This window comes from Acinetobacter seifertii (assembly GCF_000368065.1).
In the GTDB taxonomy this organism is placed as follows: Bacteria; Pseudomonadota; Gammaproteobacteria; order Pseudomonadales; family Moraxellaceae; genus Acinetobacter; species Acinetobacter seifertii.
In genome coordinates this window covers 1,091,113-1,116,398 of sequence record NZ_KB851200.1, presented here as the reverse complement: position 1 = coordinate 1,116,398, position 25,286 = coordinate 1,091,113, and the positions used below count along the sequence as shown (strand labels likewise).

Annotated in this window: 22 protein-coding genes and 3 pseudogenes; 3 read left to right on the top strand and 22 right to left on the bottom strand. The window is 38.4% G+C overall.

Features of this window, described 5'->3' with window-relative positions; translation table 11 throughout:
* Nucleotides 1-43 precede the first annotated feature (43 nt).
* From F985_RS12710 to F985_RS12660, 11 genes and pseudogenes are all read right to left on the bottom strand, one after another.
* Nucleotides 44-442 (bottom strand): annotated as a pseudogene (locus F985_RS12710) (hypothetical protein); the annotation flags it as partial.
* Nucleotides 435-1,763, bottom strand: a complete 1,329-nt coding sequence (locus F985_RS12705; RefSeq protein ID WP_004701518.1) for a TolC family protein — start codon at nucleotides 1,761-1,763, stop codon at nucleotides 435-437. The gene F985_RS12705 and the pseudogene F985_RS12710, both read right to left, overlap by 8 nt.
* Nucleotides 1,760-3,346, bottom strand: coding sequence for a GH3 family acyl-acid amido synthetase (locus F985_RS12700; RefSeq protein WP_004701517.1), 1,587 nt, complete (start codon nucleotides 3,344-3,346; stop codon nucleotides 1,760-1,762). The genes F985_RS12705 and F985_RS12700 overlap by 4 nt, the downstream gene beginning before the upstream one ends.
* On the bottom strand, nucleotides 3,343-4,131 hold the full coding sequence (locus F985_RS12695) for a hypothetical protein (protein ID WP_171063669.1): 789 nt from the start codon (nucleotides 4,129-4,131) through the stop codon (nucleotides 3,343-3,345). Before F985_RS12695 ends, F985_RS12700 begins: the two co-directional genes overlap by 4 nt.
* A gap of 188 nt (nucleotides 4,132-4,319) precedes the next feature.
* Nucleotides 4,320-5,867, bottom strand: a complete 1,548-nt coding sequence (locus F985_RS12690) for a DHA2 family efflux MFS transporter permease subunit (RefSeq protein WP_004701515.1) — start codon at nucleotides 5,865-5,867, stop codon at nucleotides 4,320-4,322.
* A 23-nt stretch (nucleotides 5,868-5,890) separates the two neighbouring features.
* Nucleotides 5,891-6,952 carry an HlyD family secretion protein gene (locus F985_RS12685; protein ID WP_004701514.1) on the bottom strand — a complete coding sequence of 354 codons (1,062 nt, stop codon included), beginning with the start codon at nucleotides 6,950-6,952 and terminating at the stop codon, nucleotides 5,891-5,893.
* Nucleotides 6,953-7,633: 681 nt separating this feature from the next.
* On the bottom strand, nucleotides 7,634-9,094 hold the full coding sequence (iaaH, locus tag F985_RS12680) for an indoleacetamide hydrolase (protein ID WP_004701513.1): 1,461 nt from the start codon (nucleotides 9,092-9,094) through the stop codon (nucleotides 7,634-7,636).
* A gap of 92 nt (nucleotides 9,095-9,186) precedes the next feature.
* A complete protein-coding gene (locus tag F985_RS12675; RefSeq protein WP_004701512.1) occupies nucleotides 9,187-9,906 on the bottom strand; it encodes a response regulator transcription factor in 720 nt (239 codons plus the stop codon).
* Between the two features lie 242 nt (nucleotides 9,907-10,148).
* Nucleotides 10,149-10,412 carry a hypothetical protein gene (locus F985_RS12670; RefSeq protein WP_025469128.1) on the bottom strand — a complete coding sequence of 88 codons (264 nt, stop codon included), beginning with the start codon at nucleotides 10,410-10,412 and terminating at the stop codon, nucleotides 10,149-10,151.
* The gene (locus tag F985_RS12665) at nucleotides 10,409-11,218 is read right to left on the bottom strand and encodes a hypothetical protein (RefSeq protein ID WP_004701510.1); all 810 of its coding nucleotides are present in this window, start codon (nucleotides 11,216-11,218) and stop codon (nucleotides 10,409-10,411) included. The genes F985_RS12670 and F985_RS12665 overlap by 4 nt, the downstream gene beginning before the upstream one ends.
* 2 nt (nucleotides 11,219-11,220) lie before the next feature.
* On the bottom strand, nucleotides 11,221-11,583 hold the full coding sequence (locus F985_RS12660) for a hypothetical protein (RefSeq protein ID WP_004701508.1): 363 nt from the start codon (nucleotides 11,581-11,583) through the stop codon (nucleotides 11,221-11,223).
* 109 nt (nucleotides 11,584-11,692) lie between these two features.
* Between F985_RS12660 and F985_RS12655 the strand changes: the two genes are divergently transcribed.
* Nucleotides 11,693-12,343, top strand: a complete 651-nt coding sequence (locus F985_RS12655) for a hypothetical protein (RefSeq protein WP_228128569.1) — start codon at nucleotides 11,693-11,695, stop codon at nucleotides 12,341-12,343.
* A gap of 107 nt (nucleotides 12,344-12,450) precedes the next feature.
* Here F985_RS12655 and F985_RS12650 read toward each other — a convergent pair whose 3' ends face one another.
* The 5 genes from F985_RS12650 to F985_RS12630 all read right to left on the bottom strand — a co-directional run bounded on the left by F985_RS12650 (nucleotide 12,451) and on the right by F985_RS12630 (nucleotide 18,126).
* Entirely contained in the window at nucleotides 12,451-13,845 is a 1,395-nt protein-coding gene (locus tag F985_RS12650; RefSeq protein ID WP_004701504.1) for a methylenetetrahydrofolate reductase C-terminal domain-containing protein, read from the bottom strand.
* A gap of 72 nt (nucleotides 13,846-13,917) precedes the next feature.
* Nucleotides 13,918-14,685 (bottom strand): ADPR responsive transcriptional repressor NtrR, encoded by a 768-nt coding sequence (ntrR, locus tag F985_RS12645; protein ID WP_004701502.1) that lies wholly within the window; start codon nucleotides 14,683-14,685, stop codon nucleotides 13,918-13,920.
* Nucleotides 14,686-14,745: 60 nt separating this feature from the next.
* Nucleotides 14,746-16,239 carry a nicotinate phosphoribosyltransferase gene (locus F985_RS12640; protein WP_004701500.1) on the bottom strand — a complete coding sequence of 498 codons (1,494 nt, stop codon included), beginning with the start codon at nucleotides 16,237-16,239 and terminating at the stop codon, nucleotides 14,746-14,748.
* Nucleotides 16,240-16,250: 11 nt separating this feature from the next.
* Nucleotides 16,251-17,135, bottom strand: a complete 885-nt coding sequence (locus F985_RS12635; protein ID WP_004701498.1) for a phosphoribosyltransferase family protein — start codon at nucleotides 17,133-17,135, stop codon at nucleotides 16,251-16,253.
* Nucleotides 17,136-17,316: 181 nt separating this feature from the next.
* Entirely contained in the window at nucleotides 17,317-18,126 is an 810-nt protein-coding gene (locus tag F985_RS12630) for a sulfite exporter TauE/SafE family protein (protein ID WP_004701496.1), read from the bottom strand.
* 98 nt (nucleotides 18,127-18,224) lie between these two features.
* Between F985_RS12630 and F985_RS12625 the strand changes: the two genes are divergently transcribed.
* On the top strand, nucleotides 18,225-19,013 hold the full coding sequence (locus F985_RS12625; RefSeq protein ID WP_004701495.1) for an AraC family transcriptional regulator: 789 nt from the start codon (nucleotides 18,225-18,227) through the stop codon (nucleotides 19,011-19,013).
* On the opposite strand, the gene F985_RS12620 is transcribed toward F985_RS12625, so the two are convergent.
* The 6 genes and pseudogenes from F985_RS12620 to F985_RS12595 form a co-directional block, all read right to left on the bottom strand.
* Nucleotides 19,008-19,496, bottom strand: a complete 489-nt coding sequence (locus F985_RS12620; protein ID WP_004701494.1) for a GNAT family N-acetyltransferase — start codon at nucleotides 19,494-19,496, stop codon at nucleotides 19,008-19,010. The two genes, F985_RS12625 and F985_RS12620, sit on opposite strands and share 6 nt — an antisense overlap.
* Before the next feature lie 2 nt (nucleotides 19,497-19,498).
* Nucleotides 19,499-20,263: an ABC transporter ATP-binding protein gene (locus tag F985_RS12615; RefSeq protein ID WP_004701493.1), complete on the bottom strand. Its 765-nt coding sequence runs from the start codon at nucleotides 20,261-20,263 to the stop codon at nucleotides 19,499-19,501.
* Nucleotides 20,260-20,661, bottom strand: a pseudogene (locus F985_RS12610) (FecCD family ABC transporter permease); the annotation flags it as partial. The gene F985_RS12615 and the pseudogene F985_RS12610, both read right to left, overlap by 4 nt.
* A gap of 27 nt (nucleotides 20,662-20,688) precedes the next feature.
* Nucleotides 20,689-21,390, bottom strand: a complete 702-nt coding sequence (locus tag F985_RS12605; RefSeq protein WP_001223318.1) for an IS1-like element ISPa14 family transposase — start codon at nucleotides 21,388-21,390, stop codon at nucleotides 20,689-20,691.
* Between the two features lie 55 nt (nucleotides 21,391-21,445).
* Nucleotides 21,446-22,066: pseudogene (locus F985_RS12600) on the bottom strand (FecCD family ABC transporter permease); the annotation flags it as partial.
* 2 nt (nucleotides 22,067-22,068) lie between these two features.
* Nucleotides 22,069-23,088, bottom strand: a complete 1,020-nt coding sequence (locus F985_RS12595; protein WP_004701486.1) for an ABC transporter substrate-binding protein — start codon at nucleotides 23,086-23,088, stop codon at nucleotides 22,069-22,071.
* Nucleotides 23,089-23,730: 642 nt separating this feature from the next.
* Between F985_RS12595 and F985_RS12590 the strand changes: the two genes are divergently transcribed.
* The gene (locus tag F985_RS12590) at nucleotides 23,731-25,278 is read left to right on the top strand and encodes a tyrosinase family protein (RefSeq protein ID WP_004701484.1); all 1,548 of its coding nucleotides are present in this window, start codon (nucleotides 23,731-23,733) and stop codon (nucleotides 25,276-25,278) included.
* The last annotated feature ends 8 nt before the right edge of the window (nucleotides 25,279-25,286 follow it).

Below are 25,286 nucleotides of genomic sequence, written 5' to 3'. Positions count from 1 at the left end.
ATTCAACCTGCTTTGTTTCAGCATACTTTTTGAAACACCACCCAAAAATAATCATTTGGCTAAAGTTGGGTGCGTGCATGGTCTGTTTTACATGCTTGGCTAATACCTTCACCAGTGATTTACCCCGATAACTATGATCTACCCGTAAGTCGCCAGCGTATCGCAAGTTTTGAACGCTCCGATCAACATAACAAGGACGATAGCCATTGCTATAACAAGCGAGTTTCTTTTGACTCTCGGTGTCTTCAATTACAACATGCAGTTTATGCCGATACACAATGTCGGACGCCTTAAAATAACTCGGTTCACGCTGAAAGCTAATTTGTATACCTTTGGTGGTCATGGGCACCGCAATTAACTCTCGCAAAGCCTCGTCGTCTGCCAAAGTTGCTTCACGGGTAATCAGGGTATTTTCTACGAGTGGTGTATTTGTTTTATTCATTATTCACCTGTTGTGCGGTCTGCATAGGAACCAAACTATTTAAGCGCCCCATTTGGTCGAGGAGCTGATAAACAAACACCACTTCGTCTTGTTCATTTACGGTTTTCTGAGTTTGGGCATCGAGTAGCTTCTGCTCGGTATTAAGCAAGTCAAAGGTGGTTTTGGTGCCCACGTCAAACTCTTTACGTGTATAAACAAAGGCAATCGACGCTGCCTCTATGGCATTTGCCAGTGCGTCTTTATTTTGTCGGATGGTTTGAAGCTGCGCGTAGGTGGTACGGGTACGCTTATTTAAGTCCAGTTCAAGACTTCGTATTTTCTGGTGAGCCAAATCGATATCGGCCTGCGCTTTTTTAACATTGGCGCGATTTAAACCATCGTCATAGAGCGGAACATTGAGCTGCACTCCAATCATATAGTTATTACTTTCAGAACCAATATAACTCGCTTCATCTTGCTTTCCGGCACGGCTGGTCAGCATGACTGTTGGCCACAGTTCCCGTTTAGTTAAAGCGTATTGTTTCTCTGCGGCTTGCATTTCATATTTAGCGCGCATTAAAGCTGGATGGTTCTTGGTTTGCGCCAAAATCTCATCTAATCCATTCGGTATAGCAGGCAATTGTTTAATTGCAACAAGGTTGTCAGGTGTTGTACCAGTTACTTGATAAAACTGTGCTTCACTTACAGTCAAGTTAGACTGCGCCTGTGTAATATCGGCTTGGCCTTGCGCGACTTGTGCCAAAACTTGAGCCAAGTCTGCACGGGTAATCATACCGACATCAAAACGGCGCTTTGACTCATATAAAGACCGTTGCAGATTTGCCATAGTCTTTTGTCTGAGTTCTAAAATGGCTTTCTTCTTTAATACGTCGGTATAGACCATGACCGTATTTAAAATCGTTTCCGACCGTTGATCTGACAAACCTTGGTGTTGGGCAGAAAGCTGACTCTGGGCAATATCTACACCCAAGCGATGCCGCCCAGAGGTATAAATCGGATAATCTGCCTGTAACTGCAAACTTCGTCCTTTACGGTTTCCTTCGGTTGGAAACATAACTTTTGGTGGCGTATCTATTCTTTCATAGTCAAGTTGCCCAACTAAATTGACTTTGAGTCCATCGCGCTGTTTAGCCTGTTCAAGCATAGCGGTAGACTGGTTTACGCTTAAACGGCTGACTTCAAGCTGACTTTCATGTCTTAAACTGGCAGACAACGCCTCGTCTAAAGTCATGGCATGTGTATTCGACACAACCAACACGCCTAAATACAAGGCGTGTCGAAGTGTTAAAAATCGAGTATTAAATGACTTCATCCCTTTCATAGTTGTTCCAAACTATTGAGGGTGACTTTTTTAAGTGGCTCAGGTTTGATATTGCCTTCGATAATGCCATCAAACATGACCAGTTGCTTATACGCATTCCAGCCGTTATGGGCTTGGCGAATTTGAGGCTGGTCGAGCTGTCCCAAGTTTCGTGCAAGTTCATAATGGAAGTTTTGACGCAAAATACTGTCGATATATTCATTGCTAATGCTGTGGTGAATTTCACCTTCAAAAAGCACACAATAAAATGGTTTAACTTGTTGTTGAGTATCAATGGCAAGTAAAGAAATCGCTTTCGATTCCGTTTCATTTAACTGAGACAACAACTGCTGGGCAGTTTCAGGTGCAAGTTTCTCACCGACCAGATCTACCCCAAAACGGCGGCCTTGGAACTCAAAACACGGAATTTGCTCTATAAAGTCAGTCACTTTTAAGCAGTCATCTAGACAATAACGCAGTAAGCCATTCCCCGAAGTAATGAGTGGGCTGACCACATCGCCTTGTTTGAGTTGCCATGAAGGAACGATTTGACCTTGTTTCTCACCTTCTAAGTATTCAAACTCATAGAAATGACTTTGGTAGGCCAATGGGTATTGGTTGTTATAGGGAATAGTCACTACACCTTCGGTTGCCCATAACCCTTTGCCTTCAAACTGAACACTGGGCAATTTCTCTTTTAATTTCTCGGCCCAAGCTTTTGAGCCTGCGGTATCCCAACTCGAAACCAGACTTAACTTTGGCCAAAGTTTTTTAAAGTCGATCTGTGCGCCGTTTGAACTTGCAATTAATGCTTGAGCACTTTCACGGCTATGGGGTGCGGTCACTTCTTTTAGTGAAGCCTGACGGTTGCCCCATTTGCCACTGTTAAGCACCTCTATCACGTCTTTTTGCAATGACTCCAAACGCTCAAGCAATTGCAACGCAAACGTTGGACTCCATACCGAAATCATCGCTAAATTACGGTTTGCGACCAAATAACAAATGGTGGCAAACAGTGCATCATCTGCATTGGCTGCAAAAGCAACGTTACTTGGAACGGCTTGGGTAAACTTAGATAAAATGCGCTTACCTACGCCAAGTAGCGCACTGTCATCATTTAAGTTTTTATCTTTTAAAACTTCACGCTGACTTTCAGGTAACCATGACACCGACCAGTAATGTGTACCCGAACTAAGCTCTGGACACTTACGGTATAAACTTGCCATCCACGGCGCAATCGCATGGTCAAGTTCATCTAAAAACAGCTTGGTATATGGAATAAACTTGATTTGTTCACTCGAACCACTGGTTGGCTGGAAACGAACCAGCTTACTACTAGACAGTGAAAGCTTTTGTTCACGGTAACGCTGAATGTCTTCTCGCCATGCGCTATAACGAGTCGCAGGAAAGGCTTTTACAAACTGCTCATAGTTTTGAACCTTTTTATCTTTGGCAAAGGTCGAGGTCTGTAATATCGAATGCAAAATTTGACGTTGTGTGGTTTCTAAAGCATTAAACTGTTTTTGGAAATTACGGTCAGATGCATCACACCATTTTTTTAAAATAAGATGCGAGCCAAGCGTTAGCCATTCATTAGTTTTCATTGGATGGCCTCTCTACGTTTTGTTTTATGGGTTACACAAGCTTCAAACTTTCCTTTACTGGTTGGCTTAGTCATGAGCTTAACTGGGAAACGGGCAATATCTTTCCAGCCTAGACGACCAATACATGGCAGTTCTGTACCGGCTTTCCATGTCGGATTTTTTTGTTCAAAGAAATGAATATTTGGGTTCTTTTCTCGCATTTCGGCGGTAATGGGTGCAACTTCGCCTTTTAGTGGCTGATAGTCATCACCAAAGTTGAGTAAACCAGCTTCACGGTCGTAATATTCACCAAAGAATTTCTCACAGTAGTGCTCAACCACTTCCGAAAGGTGTTGGTTTTCATCTTTAATGTTTGGGTAATAGACATAGTAGTTATTGGCAAGTAATAGATAGGTCTTATAGCCCTTAGAAATGAGTAACCAATAAAGTTCGTTAAAAGGATATTTGATGCGAAGCTTAATCATAAGCTTGAGCATGGTACTTTGTAAGCTACGGGTGCCCCAGAACTTCTTCAAAATGACCGTATCACCGCTAAAGAGCACGGTGTAGTCTTTACCGTTTAAGTAGAAGTGCTGCACCACAACAGTCGAGAAACCCACAATCTCATCTGTTTCTGAGTCAAAAATTAAGATCGCACCGCTTTTATTTTCAAAATCATCTACAAAAATAGAAAATCTGGTATTTTCATAATACTGTTCGTAAATGGAATACATCTCTTTTAGTCGATCAGTATCAATTTGCTCTTTTTCAAAATATTGCCCATAAGTTGCGTTTTTCAGGTTCAATTTTGAAATCAGTTTATATGTTGTATTAATCATAATACTTTAATCTCCCACATTCAGATCTGTGAGTTCCGCTCGCTCGTACGGCGATGTTAGAAACTCGTATAAATGTTCTTTTTCTAAGAAGGGATACGTTTTGATATGCCCTATTGTTTTCATTCTTTAAAAAGCTGTCTTTTACTGCTAAAAATTTACATATTCATTTTCTTCCCCCTGTCCATAAAGATGGTTAAAAAGGCGGTCACAAACATAATGATTGCGAGCATGCGTAATAAATCATTAAAGCTCGATGTCAGAGCCTGAAAATGAATGTCGCGATAAATCACACTCAGCGCGATTTGCTGGGCATTTGCACCGACTTCTTGATATTGCGCCGTGAGTTGGTCAAGCCTTTCTGTAAAAATCCAGTTTTGCGGTGTCATCGCCTGATTAATCTGGGTAACATGCATGGCGGTCAGCCAGTCTAAGGATGAGTTAATCAGCGCCAGTCCAACCGCGCCGCCGATATTGCGCATCAGGTTATAAATACCACTGGCATCGGCCACTTTACTAAGTGGCAAAGTGCTCATCGCCAAATGCGACACCACAATTAGGCAGATCATAAGACCAATACCTCGGTAAATTTGCGGCCAAAACATAAAGTCATAATCGCTGTGAATACTGAGGTGCGAATTTAGCCATACACCAAAACCAGCCAGAACCATTCCCACAAATACGGTTTTGCGGGTATCGAAGTTAGGAATAAGCCACGCAAGGAACGGTGCAAAACAGAACATGACAATGCCTGTCACCATCATGACGTGACCAATTTGGCTACTGTTCATTTCACGGACTTGCCCAAGAAACACGGGAATCATGTAACCCAAGCCATACAGCGCCATACCAATCACAAACGTTGTAATTGCACTTAAGGTAAAGTTTTTGTTTTTAAATACCGATAAATCGAGCAAAGGCTTAGGCTGGGTAAAACTTCGAGAGAAGAAAATCATGCCGCCTATCAGGCAGACCATAAAAGCAATACGAACGCCTGTGTCTGCAAGCCAGTCATGTCGTGCACCTTCATCGAGGAAATATTCAAGCCCACCCAAAAACATCGCCATACCGACCAGACTAAACCAGTCCATGCTTTTGATGAGTGAATAGTTCGCTCGGTCGATATTTGGGCCTGAGTAAATGACCGTAGCAATGATAATGCCCGGAATAATATTGATCAGGAACATCCAGTGCCATGAGAAGTTATTGGTGAGCCAACCTCCAATGGTGGGGCCAATCGCAGGCCCTAAAGTACTGATCATGCCAAACATGACCAAAGGCAATGACCGTTTTGGTTCGGGGAACAGTAAATACAACGCCGTCATGGAAGTCGGAATCATGCCGCCGCCCATAAAGCCTTGAATGCCACGGAACACCAGTAAACTTTCCAAGTTCCATGACAAAGCACAAAGTAAAGAACTCACCGTAAAACCAATTGCACAGATGGTGTAATACACCCGTGTTGAAAGCACCCGCGAGACAATACTCGACATTGGAATTGCAATAATTTCGGCTATTAAATAAACCGTTTGTACCCAAGTGACTTCATAACGACTTGCACTCATGCCAGCTTGAACTTCGTTTAGAGAACTCGCCACAATTTGAATATCAAGAATCGCCATGAAGTTGCCAAAAATCATGGCAGCAAAAATTGCCCATGCAGTTTTTGCAGGAAACCTCCACTCGGCTTCAACATGCTTATTCATTTTCTTATTACCTAAAATTTTTATTAAGTTCTTAGGTCAACGGTGGCACTCACCGACATTCCAGGTTTTATCAAATCAATATGTGGGCTTGAATCTATGGCAATACGTACAGGAATACGCTGTACAACCTTGTTAAAGTTGCCCGTTGCATTGTCCGGTGGCATGAGTGAAAAAGTTGCACCTGAAGCTGGTGAAAAACTCTCAATTTTTCCGGTATAGGTGAGGCTCGGATAGGCATCAAGTTTTAACTTCACCTTCTGACCAACATGCATTTTTTCAATTTGGGTTTCTTTAAAGTTCGCTTGTACATACAAACTGTTTTCAGGAATGATCGCCATTAAGCGGGTTTGTGGAGAAACACGTGAGCCTTTTTGAATTGCAAGGCTACCGATCTTACCGCTCACAGGACTCACCACTTTTGAAGAAGCTAGATCGACCTGATAGAGATTCAAATTTGCATTGGCACTTTGGATATCTGCTAAAAGCTGTGCTCGACTCGCTTGTAAACTCCCCAACTGAGCTTCTGCTGCATTTACGGCGGCTTGCGCTTTGCTGAGCTGTGCTTGAGCTGTTAAATATTGAGACTGAACACCCTCAAAGTTTTGACGGGTAATCACGCCATCTTTTAATAAGTCTTGATAACGCTCAAACTCTTTTCTTAAGCGAGTTAAATCGGCTTGTGCTGCAACTACGCCACTATTTGCTTCTGTAATTGATGACTTGGCAGACTTTTCATTTTGTTGTTGTACACCGAGTGCGGCTTCTTTCAAGCTGACCACAGAACGGGCTTGATCATAACGAGCTTGATAATCGCGGTGATCTAATACCGCTAAAGTTTCCCCTTTTTTTACCACCTGATTATCATTAATTAATAACTCCATCACTTCGCCTGAAATCTTTGGCATCACCCAAGTTACATCGGCTTGCACATAAGCATTATCAGTAGATTGATAAAATCGGTATACAAAAAAATAATATACGATACCAGCAATTAAAAATAACAACAGGACACTAAAAACCCCCCATGTTATTTTCTTTCGACTTTGGAAATTAGTATCAGTTTCTAGCTGAGCTACGTTATCCATATTCATTCCGCTTATTTGTAATATTCGATTTTTTATTTAAGCCAATAAAATTATTGGTTTCTTATTTACGTAACTTTTCACTTGGTTTTATTCAATGAATCGTGACAGCGTAAAATTTGGTGCAAATTATGGTTCTGAAGTTAATTAAATATCATTGACCTCTTTGCCATATATTTTTTCTATTTATGTCAATAAATCATGTTATATAAACTATATTTAAAAAATATTTAATTCTAATTACGATAGATTTCTCTTAATAAATCGATTTAAAAATCAAACATAAATATTTGTTAATTAACAAATTACCAAAATTATTTATATTTTATTCAAAACTCCAAATCGGTTAATTTATTGCAAAAATGTTAACAATAAGTTTTATTGTGTAATATTTAAGTATTATTAATTAAAATAACATGTAATTTAAAAATGAGTTAACAATCAAAATTTTTATACTTATACATATAGAATATATATAATTTATAAATATTATATTTTTTAAAAACAACAATAAGAAATCTAACAAAATCATTAAAGATGATAAACGGTAATTTTTAATAATTAAGTCACTCTACCGAGTAAAGTGACTTATATTTTTCCAGATAAAATAAAAGCAGAAACTATCTCAAACCCATTATTTAAAAGCAAAAACAAACCTTTAAAAATAGTAGTTTAAGTGATTTTTTATTGATTTAAACCTTTGAAAATTTTTTCTAAAGTTATTCCAATAGCAAGTATTTCACTGTCCTGATGAGCTAAGCCATCTATTTCTAAACCAACTGGCAGTTTTGATTTCGCCCCCTTTCCAATAGGTAAACTCAGCCCTGGTATTCCTATATTACTGCCGGGATCTGTATTTCGCATGAGGGTCTGGAAAGTTTCAATTGAATAAACTTGTTCATTTGCTAGTGGTGCCACAATTGGTGATGTTGGGAATAATAAAGCATGTAAGTTATGCGCTTTAAATGTGTTTTGATAGAGTTCAAGCAATTGTGGCCGAGCTTCGCTAATCGCTTTTTCATACAAAGGTAAAACTGGAACAAGTTGCCCCGTCGGATCTAGAGTTAGCTCAGGAAGAATATTCAGTTTAAAAATTGCCTGTACATCTGGGCTTGAGATCTGATCGACTACAGCCTCTATGGTCAAATTTACATGATGATCTTTCAAATATTGAATTAGGTCATATTTGCCTTCATAGATGGCCACAGGAAATGAAATAGCTTGATTGAGTTGTTCTAAATTTGGCATATCGACCGGAATAATTTCGACTCCTGCACTTTTTAAAAGCTCAAGCGCAATACGAGCCTGCTCATAAACATCTTCGTCTAAATTATTCCAAAAATATGAATTGATACCGAGTCGAATTTGATGAGGCTCAAATGGTTCTTTTCTTGGTTCTTGAGTAATAAGCTCATCAATTAAAATAACATCAGATACGGTATGAGCTATTGGGCCAGCGGTATCGCGAGTATGTGAAATTGGGGTAATACCTTCTTGTGAATATCGTCCTACTGTTGGACGAAAACCTACACAACCATTTAGGGCACTTGGCAGTCGAATAGAAGCACCTGTGTCTGTACCCATAGCAATCGGAACCATGCCCGCTGCAACAGCCACCGCACTGCCCGAAGAAGACCCACCAGCAATGTGTAACGGGTTTACAGCATTTCGTGTACCCACAACGCCTTCTATATGCATGGCAGTATTATAACCTGTTACCCCAAAGGCTAATTCGTGCATATTGGCTTTACCAACAATGATTGCACCTTGATCAATAAGCTTTTGAATAACGGGGGCAGAAGTTTGAGGTCTAAATTGAGCTAAAGCTGGCGTACCTGCACTATTGGGAAAACCTGCAACATGAATATTGTCTTTAACCGCAATTAAAATACCCATCAAAGCTGGACATGGTTTTCCACTCAGTAGGTATTTATCCCAATATTGAGCTTGTTGAATTGCTGAAGCTTTATCTGTGCTAATAAATGCATTTAAAGATTGCTGTTTTTCAATATTATCGAAGTAATGATGCACAAGCTCTTCACAAGATACTTTTCTTTCATGAATGAGTTTAGTAATGATATCTACTGAAGCGTTTGATAAATCGAGTGATTCGATCCCATTATTTTTTTCATTTGTATTTAACATAGTAACTTAGAATCCATTTAAGTTGTAATTTTAGGAACTTAGTATAAATTGCTCATTGATTCGCATCCTCAAATTTGAGGATTGCTTAAACTTTAATGTCGAATGAGCAAGGCCATTTCAGTGCGATTATTGCAGCCGATTTTTCTCATAGAATTGTTCAAATGAGTCCTTAATGTAGTAAAGCTAATACCAAGTAAATTTGCCACCTCTTTATCACTTAAACCTTTAATTACCAAGCGAACCACTTTTTGTTCACGCGAAGTCAAACCGTATTGACTTGATAAATTAGTTGGTAAGGCTTGGGTAAAATAAGGTTCAAGTAGGCTTAATATTCTTTTTTCACGTTCACCAAACATGTCAGCGTCTTTCGCACGCCAAATGCGTAAATCACCAATATCCATACCGTTTCGGACAAAATAAATATTGATGCCATGATACAAACCATAGGCACTCAAAAACTCATTGTAATAGGGTGTTTTTTTCAGGTCTGCGAGAGGCATAACCTCATTTACAAAGGTTGGTTTTTGACGTTTACGAAGCTGTACAGTAATCGGATCATCAAATTGCCAAACACACTCATAGTCCTCCATCGCTTTTGGGTCGATTTTCCATATAACGCCTTCTCTCGATAAGTTATTGGTTGAATCCCAAATATAAGATGCCGCGAAATCAGCCCGTAATAAGATGGCAATATCTGCAAGGATATTTTCACGTAAATTGTATTGCCCTTTCCCTGAGCCAAGTTTCCATAATATTTCGGAGAACAATGTAAACTCAGATGGGCTGAAATCCTTTTCTAAAAGTGCGGTCATTGTTTACCTATACAACGAAATCCAACGAATTTTAAGAAGATCGGTTAAGCGCTTCCTTTGAGCTTATTCTTATTACTAACTCCATCCTTTTCTATAACATTTATATGCAAATATTAAAATAATTTTAAAGCATACTGCCTACTTAAAAATATTTCTTTCTTAAAAGCGGCTATTAGTAAAACCCTGAAAACTCAGGGCTTTGAAAGCCTTAAATACATAAAAATAAATTTAGCTCAAATGTATTATTTTTTACATTCAGATAGATACTTTTCAATCATGAAATTGACTATATCTGTTTCACCACGAGCCTCCCTAGTTTTTTCAGTATTGTAAGTTTTCCAAACTTCATCCCAATGGTCTTTAATATATTTGACCATACATTCCTTGTAAGGATTTGGTGTATTTTCATGAATATGCGCTAAGAATTTGTCTTGATGCTTAGCGGTGGAATTGGCACAACCAAATAATGAAATCATAAGAACTAATCCTATACTTAAATTCTTCATTTTTTAATAATATATCCTTCATCAACTAATGGATCTTTATCTTTAGGTTTTAAACTCCAACCTTTGATTAAATGAAATCCTTCCGAAATAACACCTTTTCCTGAAGCCTTCCCTGCAAGAGGATAAATAATTTCAGGTTTAGCAAATTTTGATTTCTTAAAATTATAATGCCACATATAGGGATTTATAACATTTAAAGTAGGGATACCAGCTTGCTTTATAGCTCCAGTCCCATCCGGTAAATTACTAATATATTTACTTAAAATATCCCTAGCTGTTTCAGCACAAGTATCATTTATCCAAGCTGTATACTTTTGGTCGCCAGAAATGATTTGTTGACGTACTTGATTAGCTTCAGCAATTATTTTTTTAGCTGAATCTTCGTTAACCACTATTCTATAAAGCGTTGCAGTTTCCCCAATTCCATAATCAGGTGTTCCTGGCCGACTACTAGCATATCCATCTTTGATAGGGGCACCAGTATTCCATTTGTTTGGTGCTTGGCTATTTCCTTTATTAAACCATCCACTTTTTCCTGCACCAGATGGCCCAAAACTAAAAAAGACTTCAACAATATCATTTTTGGTAACGTAAAAAAAAGCATGACCATAATCAATATCTAGCAATTGTGTTCGCTCATTACTTTTTGAAACCCAACCATTATCACGTTCAACAAAAGCATCAGGATAGTTAACCTCAAAACCAATGGTCACAATATATTTATTTAAGACGACAGAAGTTGTAGGTTTATCATTTGCTGTTCTAACTTTCTGGAATTTCTTATATTTAACTTCATTTTCGGCCATAATTATTTCAACCCTAACTGCTCCATTTTTTCAATAGCATCAGCACCATAAAAAACTCTCAATTCAGTATTTTCAGCATAAAAAACTCGTTTAGTTAAGCCCTCTTTATTTGTTTTACCTATATGTGCTTGATTATTTTGATCTAAAATTAAATATTCCGTATTTTCACATGGATTATTATTTTCATCTATAACTTTAAATTGATGGCTTTCTTCATGAGGTACAAATGTTGGTAATACACGAGCTTTTACAGCGACTTCAGCACCACTTTTGAAAATATGTTGACCAGCTTGATATAAAATTTTTCCACCTGTTGAAATCATAATACCTTGCTTATTTATTACAATACGTGAACCACCAGCCATTTTTATTCTCTATAATGTAATTTTGTGTCTAGAATAACACATCTTTTTAAAATTCAAATAATGTATATCTATGACAATGATTATATCCGCCCACTTAGGGGATTTTATCTTGATTTCAGCAGACAAACGGGCAATGATCTTTGACTTGGAAACAGGGGCAATGCGCGTATCAAATAATGATGAATCAAAAATAGAATTATGGTGTAGAGGCGCTATCGCAGGAACTGGTGATACCGTATTAATAAATAGAATTATGAATTACTTTAAGAGTTTAAATCCAACTGATCTAAATCTTTACCAATTAAGTATAATTCATAAAGAAGTTGAAAGAAGATTAATAGAAGGAATACCAAAAGAGGTACTAATTAATACTACAATAATTTTTTCAATATATAATGGCTGTGAAACTTCTTTATATACTATACCAATTGAGCAGTTTTTTAAGAAAATTGATATAGAAGGTATACCAATTATTCGCTCTAGAATATATGAAGTTAAAGAGTGGACAATAGATATTTGTTGTTTTAACCTTCCATCTGATTTAAGCAATTTTCAGAATTTTCAATGTAATTTGAAAAGTTTATTAAATTTTGATAACGAAATTGATTTTATTAACTATTACATCGAACAATTAAAAAAACTTTTTGCAATTCATTCCTTAATTGATTCTAGCATAACACCTTCATTTGACCTTTATCTTCAATCTTGTGAAACTGGGAAAAATTTGGCGTTACATGTTAAAAACTATAATTTAAACTAATCTATTGATGTTTAACTTAAAATATTTACTATAATTTTTGACTTCTATTAGCTTATACACCGCTTTTTAATTTGAACTATCGTTGTGCTTAAGATGGAATGCAAATCTTAAGCTTCCACACCTAAATACCAATTTTTCCAAGAACTGGTTCCTCTGATTTCAAGAGGCACAGTTGGAATGAGTTTTTCTTTTAATATTTCAGTTTGTTCAACAGCTTTAGCAAGTCTTGCTTTGACCGAATGAATACATTCACGGTCACCAAATTCACAGCGGTCTAAAGTTGTTCCACCACAAGGCCCGTTGGCTAAACCTTTTGGACACGTTTCAGGGCAAATATATAAAGTATCGCTTAGGCGACACTGACCACAGCTTTCACAACCCACTAAGCTATGTTTACTCAGTACTTCTGTTTTAAGTAATACTTTAGCGACCAAAGTATTTTCCCAAAAAGACGCTTTAAAAATAAACCGTCCAATACCTTTAGCAATTTTTGAACCAAACATTGCTTCATGCATAACATGCAGTTGGCGATATTTAATGATTTGTTTAGACGTTGGCTGACGCGAAAACCGAGCAATTTCAGGCGAAAACTCTTTACCTTTAGTGACTTGCCAAAGTGAATTCCAAAGCTCTTCTAAAGCTTTAAGCTCCAGATGTCTGTATTGCTCGACGTAGCTTTCAAGCAGCATTTGCTCCTCTGGCTTATGGCAGGCAGATAAGTGAATTCCTGCAAATCCTAAGTGTTTACATATCAAAATTTGCAAAGCGCAGCGTAAATAAACTCGGTCGGTATGCCCTGCCTGTTTTTCATCTGCCAAGACTTTTAGCATGTGGGGAGTAATTACAATACCTGCAACTTTATGCTTCACCATAAAATTGGCACGACCTAAAGTCAGTGGCATGACGCAAGCCAGTATTTGCTGTGAATAATTGTTTTTGGTTAAAAATGCTTTGGCTTGTTTTAAAGCTTCAATGTCATAGCCCAATTGGGTAATGATAAAGTCAGCACCTGCTTTAATTTTCTTATGTAGTTTTAAATACTGTGCATCACGCTCAGCTTCAACATATTTAAATGGGTTAAAAGCAACCCCAATACGAAACCCGCCATGTTGCTTGGCAGCCATTACGGCGTTTACGGACTCTAAGTAACGACTACGAGGCTGCCCATCTCGACCATTATGGTGTTCTTTGAGTTTATCACCTGTAAGCAATAACAAGTTTTGAATATTGGCTGCTTGAGCTTGTTCTAAAAATTGCTCGAAGTCTTGTATATCTCGGGCCTTACCTGAAAAGTGTAAGACTTTATCGATTGAGTCCGGATAACTTATGCTGGCTTCAAGCGGAGCAATATCATGATCTGAATGTACGCGATCTGCCAATGTCATTGCAGCCGGATATCCTGCAAACTCATGTTTCACAGGATAAATTTCATGCAGTGAAGTGAGATATTCCACCAACACAAAAAACTGATTTTGTTGGAAGCAGGGAGAAACGTGTGACATAGGCAAAGTGCTGATCAAAAGATGACATCAATCATAAGCGCGGCATTATAAATCAAAGTGCATCAAGATGCGCTAGTCAGAAAGCTCATTGTTTTGCTTATCTTCACCCTCCTTATTTCTGGGTAATTCGAGTGAGCGTGGAAATATAAAATCAAAAGAATCGAGTGCGTAGCGGTAAAGCTGAGCTGGGCGTTTTCCCACAATTTTACTGTGATTGGTTTCTTCAACTGCACCTGCTTCTATCATACGGCGTCTAAACGCTTTTTTATCTAACGATTGCCCAAGAATAATTTCATAAATAGTCTGTAGCTCGGTAAGTGTAAATAATTCAGGCATCAGACTGGCTGGTAATGCGGTATAGCGGGTTTTATTGGTTAAACGCTCTAAAGCTAAGCTGAGCAATTCATTATGATCAAACGCCAATGCTAAATCTTGTGCTTTTGCTACAGACACCCATTCGCTGTACTCAGCCAAAGCTTGGTATTGATAGGCATTAAAATCAATTAAAGCAAAATACAAAATCGTCACAGCCCAGCCACGCGGGTCACGTTTGGCATTGCCGACAGAAGCAACTTGTTCCAAGTAAGGTGAAGCAATTCCTGTTTTTTCGACTAGCTTACGATAGGCTGTGGCCATCAAATCTTGGTCATAGGTTAAATCGGCAAAACCACCCGGTAAAGCCCATTGGTCTTTGGCTGGAAAGTTGGGTCGCTTAATGAGTAATACCTGCAACTGACCATTAAATACCGAGAAAATAGCCATATCGACCGTGAGTAAAGGTGCGTCATAATCTCGGCGATCATAACTGGCAAGGAATTCTTGTTCAGTTTGAATAGTCACGTTCAGCCTCTCAATAAAAATGATGAGCCGATACACATGCAACGGCTCATCTAAACTCAATTATGCGATGGATAAACGCTCGCGAATTTGATCCAAAGTACACTCATATTGAAGTTTACCATTTTCAAAGACTGTTTTAAGTGCTCCGCCTTGTTCTTGTTCGGCTGTTTGCTGATCAAACAAGGTAAAACCATTTTCACTTTCTTCGATGCGTAAAAGACCTTTCGCAGATTTTTTCACACCTGAGTCAGTAATTGGGTCTTTAAACAGCTCGCGTCCTACACCATTTACTTGCCCCCAAGTCGCTTTCACAGCAAATCCAAAGGTATCGCGAGTTAAATAGTTATAGGTAAAGCTGCCTATACCAAACACCAAGTTGTTTGAAGCAAAGCCTTTGACTTCTAATCCTTCTAAAATACGCTGTGCACGTTCTAAAGTAATCGAGTCGCCATAAATTAAACCGACACGTTCATTCAGTACTTTATAGCCTTGGTCTGTGGTTGTACCACTAAACACTTCCCATAAACATTCAACTGCGCCTTTGTAGGCTGGGCTACCGACTTCGGCGTCTGGGTCACCACAAATAATTTTGACAGGGTCACCAGAGTCTGGTCGGAAAACCAATTTAGCCAAGCCTAAAGCATTGGGTTGTCTTGCCAAAATTTCAGATTTTAAAACCACAGTAAACTCGGTAATCACTCGCCAAAAATCCCATGTATCAGACACAATACTGACAACACCAGACGGATAAAGCTCACAGATTAAACGCTTAAATGTTTCTAGCTCACTGTTTTCTGTGCCCATACACATCACACTGTGTTCGGTCGCTGGTACAGATATCCCAATCACACCTGTGGCATTGTAATATTCTTCTGCGTAGTCAATTGAAGCAACCGAGTCTGTTCCAATAAAACTAGTTAAGTGCCCCACACCTGATTGTGCAGCATCATAAATTCCACTCATACCACGGCTACTAAAATCGTGTCCTTGCACAGGTACAAAATCGAGTGGTGCGCCAGTTTTTAAAGCATATTGAGTTAATAAGCGTTTGTACTCATAGGCAATTGTGGCCGTAGTACAGCTTTTCCAAAGCTCAGCACTTAATACAGTTTCAATATAGTTAGTTAACCAAAAGAAACGTGGGTCAGTGTTAATCACGGTGAGCACAGGTACACGCATATTGACGCGGCTGCCTTCTGGCAAGGCTTTAATGCGTAATGGTAAATATCCCAAGTCGTGTAACGCTTCAATGTGATCAACCGGTACAGCACCTTCACCTAATGAACTATCCATACGGCGTTTATATGCAGCCACAATTTTTTCTTTAGGCTGTTTGAAAAAGCCTTCATTCCATGTATCTATTAAAAAGTGTTTGATAAAACCCTGAAGACCAAAGAACACAACTTTATCGTCAAAGTCAGGTAGCATTTTTGCGAGTCGAGATGAACGCGGCGTAAAGTTGGCGTATACATACTCTGTACCTGCTGGATACTGACGTCTGTGATCAGCTTTATAAAAATCGATAGCGTTTAATGGATTAAGTTTAATAGTCATCTTTGTTCTCTTTATTTTGCTGCAAAAGCAATTACTGAAATTTTGTCTGTTGCTTGTTGTGGAAAGCTGTCCGAGGTAAATAGTTGGTCAAGCAATCCATCAAAAACCTCTGTTCCTTTACTGAAAATACCGTGGGTCACGTATAGAACGACCTTATGGCAATTGAGGCGACGCAGTTCTTTGGCAATACCAATAAAGGTTGCGCCGCCGTCGCAAATGTCATCGGTAATAACAGCTGTTAAACCCGATAAATCAGTCGCATGTACATGTGTACCTAAAATTTTGCTAGTCACTGGATCACGCTTTTTATCACACTGAATAATAGTGATGGGTTGTTTGCGCTCCAGATTAAAAGCATCTGCAACCATTTTTGTGCGTGCTTTTGCGCCTTTGTCTGGGCAAACCAGCACTGTTTTTTCATCTTTTAACAGTGTGCTTAGTGCTTCACTCTTAGCAATGATGTCGACTGAACTCACATTTACAACTTCACTAAAAGAAGTATTGGCAGCGAGTAAGGCTGTAGTAACTTCACTATGGCAATCCCAAACAGTCACCTTGCCTTGTTTACCCGCTTTTTTGTCTGCGTTGATGTTAAGTAGCTTGGTCATCACATCGAGTGAGAACGCTTGGCCTACTGCACAAATACGGTCCTGACGAGCGTATGGAAAATACGGAATTTCTAAGTCAACTGTTAACCCCTGATTCAGCAATATATTTTCAAGTAGTAAATAGTCCATCACATCGTGACTTGAGGTCATTTGCGCGCGGACCAATACGTTGCCAGATAGTGAACCTAAGATTGTCTCATCAATCTGAACATGACGCTCTCCACCAGAAAACTGCGTGAATTTCACTGGAATTTCATTTCTTGCCGCATCTAAAAGCTGGATAGCCATATCATCCTCTTTTTGTCTGATGACCTTCGATGAATATATAGTGGCACAAAGCCACTATATATTTCAAGTCTATTTTTCAAACTTTTTTCAAAGCCATTTAAGGCATAAAATTTACGGTTTTAGAGCATTTAGAGATTCAATTTTTAAGAGAAATTATTCTTCAATTAATTGAAATAAAAAGTTAATTTACAAAAATCATGACTACTACAACTATTATTAAAAGTAGCGGATACAATCTTGCCCGCCATAAATCAGGTAGTTTTGAGATAAATTTTTCTGAAAAATATAGCCCGATCCATGTTCCAGCAACTAAGAATAAAGCAGCTTCAAACCAGATTAGACCGATAAATCCACTAGGTGCCCATGTAGATTGCCAAAGTGACAACACACAATAGGTTAGCGTTGCAGTTAAAGACAAAGGCAGCGTGAGAATATTTGCAATAGCCGCAGCCTCTGCCATAGAACTACCCCGCCGCCGCAACAAAGGAACTGTCATTACACTGCCACCCACACCTAAAAGTGCTGCAACCCAACCAATTATTCCGCCTTTAATGAGTTCACTGTTTTGACCATAGTTTTGCGTTTGTCTTGATGCCACCATAAAGCCTGGTCGGTAATAACAATCAATAATGGTTATGAATACATAACCCATAAATATCCAGTGAAGCCAGTTTCCATTAAATAGTGAAGCCATTACCGCACCAACAACTCCACCAAATGCGATACCACCCCATAAAAAATTGATCTTTAGCCAATCTATGTGTCCCGAACGATAGTGCCGAAAAGTTGCAAAACTTGCCGAGCAGAGCATGACAAAAGCTGATGTAGCTACGGCGATTTGCATCGCATGTACCCCAACCATACTTTCGCTACTGTAATTTTGAATAATGACTGTATAAAGCAAAGGAACAGCAACAAAACCGCCGCCAAAGCCAAATAACCAAGTGGTAACTCCTGAAAGTAGTCCAAATAAAAATAGCTCATATAGCATCGTTATCTTCCTCACATTTATAGAGGCATGATATAAAATAGCTCTATGGCAAACTAACGTAGAAAAGCCATCTTTTTATTTATTTCAGACAAAAATATATGCGTAATATTCCAATTAACGATGTAGACCATCTACCACAAGTGGTTTTAGCGTTAGGATCGGACTATCCTGCTGATACTTTGTTAGATACGCATAGCCATCGCCGTGCTCAGTTCTTATATGCACCCGAAGGGCTTATGAAAGTTGAAACTGAAGATGGACAATGGCTCGTGTTACCGTACAGTGGCGTATGGATACCCGCAGGCAAACCACATCAGGTATGGCTATCTAAAGTCAGTACTTATAGTTTGTATATAGAAGTAAGTAATGCCCCAAGACAGGCAAACTATTGCGAGGTCGTGCAAGTTTCACCGCTAATGCATCAGTTGCTGATTCAAGCAAATCAACTGCCTGTTGACTACCAACGTTCAGGCCGTGACGGCGCTGTTATCGATTTATTGTTATATGAATTAGAAGCTGCACCAGCCCTGCATCTGTTTATTCCATTGCCTCACAACACATTACTATCTAATCAGTGTGCTGAGTTTATGGAGCATCCCGATATTCATAGCAGCCCTAAAGATTGGGCACATGTCCATAATAAAAGTGAGCGAACATTTCACCGCTGGTTTAAGTCAGAAACGGGCATGTCATTTCAGGCTTGGCGTAATCGAGTCTGCATCATCTATGCTTTAAATGCATTAAAAGCAGATATCTCGATTACTGAAATTGCCTTTAGTTTGGGCTATGAGCACTCGGCAGCATTTACTGCAATGTTCAGTAAAATTATGGGTTATCCACCTACCCATTTTCAAAAAAGATTTCATACGCATAATAAAGCGCTATAAAGATTTACTCATGTGAATGGTGTCATAGGTCTCGATCCACTCACGGTTAATGACATCAAAGCCTTGTAGACGCCAAAACTTTTCAGCCGCTGGCAAAAATGGATGAGTGTGCAAATACAAAGTCGTAATTTCATTGTTTTTTGCATGGCTAAACAACATGTCACATAGCTGAGTTGCGATACCATTACGGCGGTATTCAGGCAATACAAACAACTTAACCACTTCCACTGTATTAGATGGCAAATTTAAATCAAAACGATGGTCATACGCCCGATATGCAATAGTGCCAATAATACGGTTTTTATCTTTTACGGTAATAAAGCAACCTAATGGATCATTAACATAATATTGCCCAAAATTTTTTAAATCTTTGGGAACTTGCCCATGATAGATTTCTGGGAATAATAAATGTCTTGTATAAAGTGCAAACTCTACAGCAGATGCATAGTCTGATTTGTCTGCTAGATGATAGTGAAAAGTCATATTTATAGCCAAGAATGGTCAGGGATAACAATGGTTTTGTCTTGAATCATGGCTTCATGGAACTCAACATCATAGACACTTTTTAAAAACTTCGGATCGGTGATTCGTGTTTTTGACTCAGGCTTAACTACTTCGTGTTGGCGCATAAAAAACAAATGATCTGCAAATAAAAAAGCCAAATTAGGATCATGCATAATTGCAATCACTGTAAAATTTTGCCGCGACAACTGACGCAATTTTTTCATTAAATAAGACTGGTAATAAACATCGAGATGATTGGTTGGCTCATCAAGCAAAATCACTTTGGGTGCTTGCACTAAAATTCGGGCAATCATAACCAATTGCCTTTCACCACCTGATAGTTCTGTATAAGGACGGTCACGTAAATGCTCAATATCTAAATCAAGCAAAGCTTGATCTACACGCTCCCAGTCTGATTTTGAAGGTCTATATCTGCTAAAAGCGGAACGTCCCGTAATAACTACATCTTTAACTAAAAATGGAAATACGGTTTTATGAAACTGTGGTAAAAAGCCAAGTAACGCAGCCCGATCTTTACCTTTAAAGTCTGATAATGGTTTTCTAGAGTAACGGATCAACCCATCTTTTACAGGTTCTAAGCCAGCCATCAATTTAAAAAGTGTCGATTTTCCACAGCCATTGCGCCCTAAAATGACGGAAAACTGATTTTCAGGAAACTCCAGATGAATATTTCTAAGAACCTGTTTGTGCCCATAGGCATAATTTAACTGATCAATTTGAATCATGCCCAATGAGTCCTCTGTGTTTTCATTAATAATAAGAAAAATGGCGCACCAAGTAGCATGGTAAAAATACCAATTGGTATTTCAAAGGTTAGTAAAACCCGTGAAAAGTTATCAATCATGAGTAGGAAACTACCGCCCAACACCATATTGGCAGGAATGCTGTAGCGGTGATCTGGCCCCACCAATATTCTCACAATATGCGGCATAAAGAGTCCATATAAACTAATAATGCCAGCAGCAGCTACAGAAGTTGATGTACATACAGTCACTAGTACAATTAAAAGAAGCTGTTCCCAACGTGGATTAACACCCACCGCCTGCGCTTCTTCAGCACCGAGTGCCATTAAGTTTAAGCGCCAACGCATTGCAAATAATCCGAGAAGGCCAATACAAATAGGGGTGGTGTTTCAAAAAGTATGCTGACATTAAATGAAGCCATTATTGATGTAAAAAAAGGTTAAGTCGAAAGCTTTAAAATGGTTTTCAATCTTTTTTGAAAAATTACAACTCCTTCTAAAACCACGCCTAATTCGATGCCTTATTTTGCAATTATTACCTTCAATACCTACAGTAAAAAATTTACCAATACTTTGCTTGCAGTTTTTAAAAGCAGTTATGAAACTGTCCCAATGATCACTTGCAATTCGGGTGTAGTGAATACCTAATTGTTTAAGCTTTGTTTTCAATCGTTGAACTGTAGCTAAGTCTCTTTTACCCCAAACATAAGCAACAATCTCACCTGTTTCTCGATGGTAGGCGTAAATAAGCCATTGTTTATTATTTTTATTTCCCACAAAAGTCCAAAACTCATCAACTTCAAGAGACTCATAATGACTTTGTTTAGGCTGAATTTGGTAGGTCGATTCGGTTAAAGTACGTAAAACTTTACCGATACTGATTCGCTCAACTTCAGCGATATCTCGTATACCACTACCTCTGACCATCAACTGTAATATTTTTCGAGTAATGCCTGAATTACATCCTAGATAGCTCAGAGCATGGTCACCAATAAACTGACGTTTACAGTCTTTGCACTGATAGTTTTGTTTCCCATCTACTTTGATGCCATTTTTCTTTATACTGTCACTGAGGCAGGTTGGACATTTGATTTCTAGAGTTATTCGCATTTCTCTATTTTATCAAAATTCAACCTGCTTTGTTTCAGCATACTTTTTGAAACACCACCCAAATAGGAAGTACGGCGTATTGAACCTTTTGCCAAGATGCCTGATGTAAGTTGCCCATCGTCCATTGCACAATGGCTTGTAATTTAAATGGATCACTTAGATATTGAATAACTGTAAGTCCTGCCAAAAACAGCCCCGACACAATCATGCCGGATAAAATTACCATCACTAAAGACGTCTGGCTTTCATGTTTTTGATGTGCAAATAAATACGTTAAAGCAACAGCACATACGCCAAAAATAAAGGCGGATAGATTTGACGAAAGCCAATTTAAAGAAAGTGCCAAAGCTGCACCAAACGCGGCACCAGAAGAAATACCGAGTACATACGAGTCAACCAAAGGGTTACGAAACAATGCCTGTAAACCGTTACCCGCTGTTGCTAACGCAGCTCCCACCATAAATGTCAGTAAAATTCTGGGTAATCTGACATTGACTAGTATGTTTTGCATCAGCCTAAATTGTTCAGCATCAAAATATGGCGTACCAAAGACTGCTTGAACACCCCACCGCAAATAGTCCCATGCACTCAAGGTTTGAGTTGGCCCGATGAGCAAAGAGATAAAAATCATGATGAAAGGTAACGGGTAAAACCAATAATATTTCAGTTTTTGCATATTCATTGCACCAACGCTTTGGCAAGGTGCTCACCATACAACTTGGTTAAAATACGCTGTTGTAAAGCACTTACTGGTAAATCGGACTGTTCAGGGTAAATGCTGTGGTTCAAATAAATCGCCGTAATAATGATTTTGATGGTATGGGGGTTATAAATAAATGCAGGGCTCAAATTAAATACCTTACGGTTTTGTACGGCACTTAAGCCTTGTAATTCTTTGCGTTCATAAATCAATTTTGGGTTGGTATTCCAAAGCACAATATTGTCAGGATTCCATTCAATGAGAGTCTCGGGATTTACATTAGGTTGGTTAGCATTGGTCTGAACAATGTTGTAAGCACCTGCCAGCTCAATAAAATCATTGGTAATAGACTGACGTCCTGAAGTGGAAAAAATTCGCCCACCTGACCACGCATAGTAAATCGATTGCTTATTTGGCTGACGTGCTGTTTTGGCTGTGACTTCTGCCATAATTTCATCAGAAAAACTCAAAATTTCTTGAGCTCGCTTTTGAGCACCGCTCAGAACAGCAATTTCAGATAGCTCTTCTTTCACTTGCTGGTAAGTGCCAGACTCCATTACATATACAGCGATACCAAACTGTCGTAATAATGCGATCGTTTGGGTCTGCCCGCTCCCCAAAATTACTAAATCGGGTTTCAACAATACGAGACTTTCAATATTGGTTGCATTGGCACCTTGTGAAGGCGTTGCAAGCTGTTTATTGGCAATGCGTTGATCTATTTTTGAATAGGCGTTAAATAATAAAGGTTGAATGTATACTTCAGCTGGTATGCCAATCACTTTATGGCCTTGCCCTAGCATATATAAGCCATCTAAACCTGACTCAAATAGAGAAACAATTCTTTGCGCTGGCTTGGCTACACACACTTTTGTATTTGTACTATCAAAAACGCATATCGAATGAACTGCTAAGTTTTCTTTAGTTTTTCTACTTTGTTCAGATGAAGAACATCCACATAGAATGAGTAAAGTGAGTATTGAAGCCCAAAACCTCATTACACCTCTCCATGCACAAATATGGTGCAAAATAAAAAGATGTACTTATTTGGTGCAATTTTCATGTGAAAAAAACACCATAAGAGAGCAAAACGGTTTGAATCATCATTTATATGGGGTGCAAATTAAATGTTTAATTAAAGATACAAATAATTAAGCAATAAAAATGCCAGAATTAAAAAATAAATTTACCCATCAATCGGTTGTCATACTTGTTTCAAGTCAGAAAAAATATTTATGGGCTTTCATACTTCTCTAATAATGAGTTAACTAATACCAGTTATTTTAAAATCTAATTGAGTAAAATATTTAAAAATAATGAGATCTAAAAACATAAAAATTAAAAAAACGAAACACAATACTCAAAAAATATAGTTATTTTCTCATTTTTAATTTTATCAATTAAATAAATAATTAATAATAAACAAAATCTTAGTTAAAATAATAAAATTAAGTTTTTCTAAAAAATTACAACTTTAAAAAGTAAATTAATCTAAAGTTAATATTAAAGATAAATCTTTAATAATGACTATTTCATGTGCTAGATTAATGTACAAGAATTATCCAATTATTTGGAAATTTCTCATACTACAAATAACTTACGAACTATAAGAATATTAAACACGACAAGGATTTTAAACCATGAAAAGAAATTATTATATATTAGGCACTCTTTTATGTGGCATGAGCTTAGCAACACATGCCGACTCATTACGAATGAGTGCCACGGAGTTTGCAAAAGACCCAGCTAAAGTAAGCGCACTGCAAAAAGGTCTGGAAAAAATGCGAGCAAATAATAATGCAAATCCATTATCTCCGGAGTTTCGTACAAGTTTTAATTATTGGGCAAATACTCACGGCTATTTTGGTACGGGTACACATGGCACTGATAAAACTACATATCTTAAAAACCGTATGGCAGGTTGCTTACAAGATAATAGTCAAGCCTTGTGTGATAGTTACTATAAACATATTCAAAATTCTACAGTTCCAAAAGATGGCTTTACCGATGAAGTTTGGGGTACATGCCAACATGGCAATCTAAACTTCTTACCTTGGCACCGTATGATGCTTTATTTTTACGAGCGAACAGTGCGCAAATATGTTGGGCAAGATTACTCTCTTCCTTATTGGGACTATTACCAAGAAAAAGCGGCTAATGGAAAAGGACTAGCCCTGCCTCAATTGGTTCGAGGTAAACAAGCAGGTAGTTTATATGACCAGTTCCGTACACCAGGTTTAAATGAGAATATCAGCGCTATAGATCCAGACGATGCCAGCGCTGCCCAAGCATTTAAATGGAATGACTTCACATCATTTTCCAACCAGTTACAGTCTCAGCCTCATGGTGTAATGCACTGCGCGGTAGGTAAAAACTGTGTGCTGCCAGATATGGGATTTGTACCAATTGCAGGTTTAGACCCTGTATTTTATATGCACCATGCCAATATCGACCGCTTGTGGCAATGTTGGCTAAATAAAAAAGCCAATGGACAACCCATTACACTTGAGTGGGCAAAGAAAAACTTAGGTATGCCAGATAGCTGGTATAACACTCGATACACCTTTGCAGACGAAAACGGCAATAAAGTCACCATGACCATTGCTGATGTATTTACCCCTGGTAAAATTCCGGTGCGTTATACCAATGAAAATGCATGTAAAGTTCAAGCACCAGTTATGAGTAGTCAAGCAGGAAAAGTAAATCTATTCAAAAAGGCGCATAAACCAGTCAGCAGTAATAAAACCATTCAACTGATGGGTGTAAGTCAAAAAGTAGCTTTAGCGCCTCAAACCACAACGTTCTTAAAAAGTGCTAGTCAACTTTCCCAAACTACACTTTCATCAGGACAAACTTATTTAATCTTAGATAATGTACAAATGGTGGGTAATCCAAATCTAACTTATAAGATTTATTTATCTACTAAAAATAAACCTGACCAAAAAATTTATGTTGCCACAATTAACTATTTCGGTGTGTTAGATCATAGCCACGGCGGGCATGCGAGCAATGGTGCTATGGGTGAATTGGTCTATCAAGTCAGCGATCAAGTTAATCAATTAGGCGTACCTGCTGAAGACTTAGAGGTTCAGTTTGTTGCTACCGATTTAACCCTTAACCCAGTGAAGCAAAAGGTAAGTTCTCAAGGACTGAGCATATCTCAAGTTCGCTTAGAAACTTCAAAATAATAATTAAG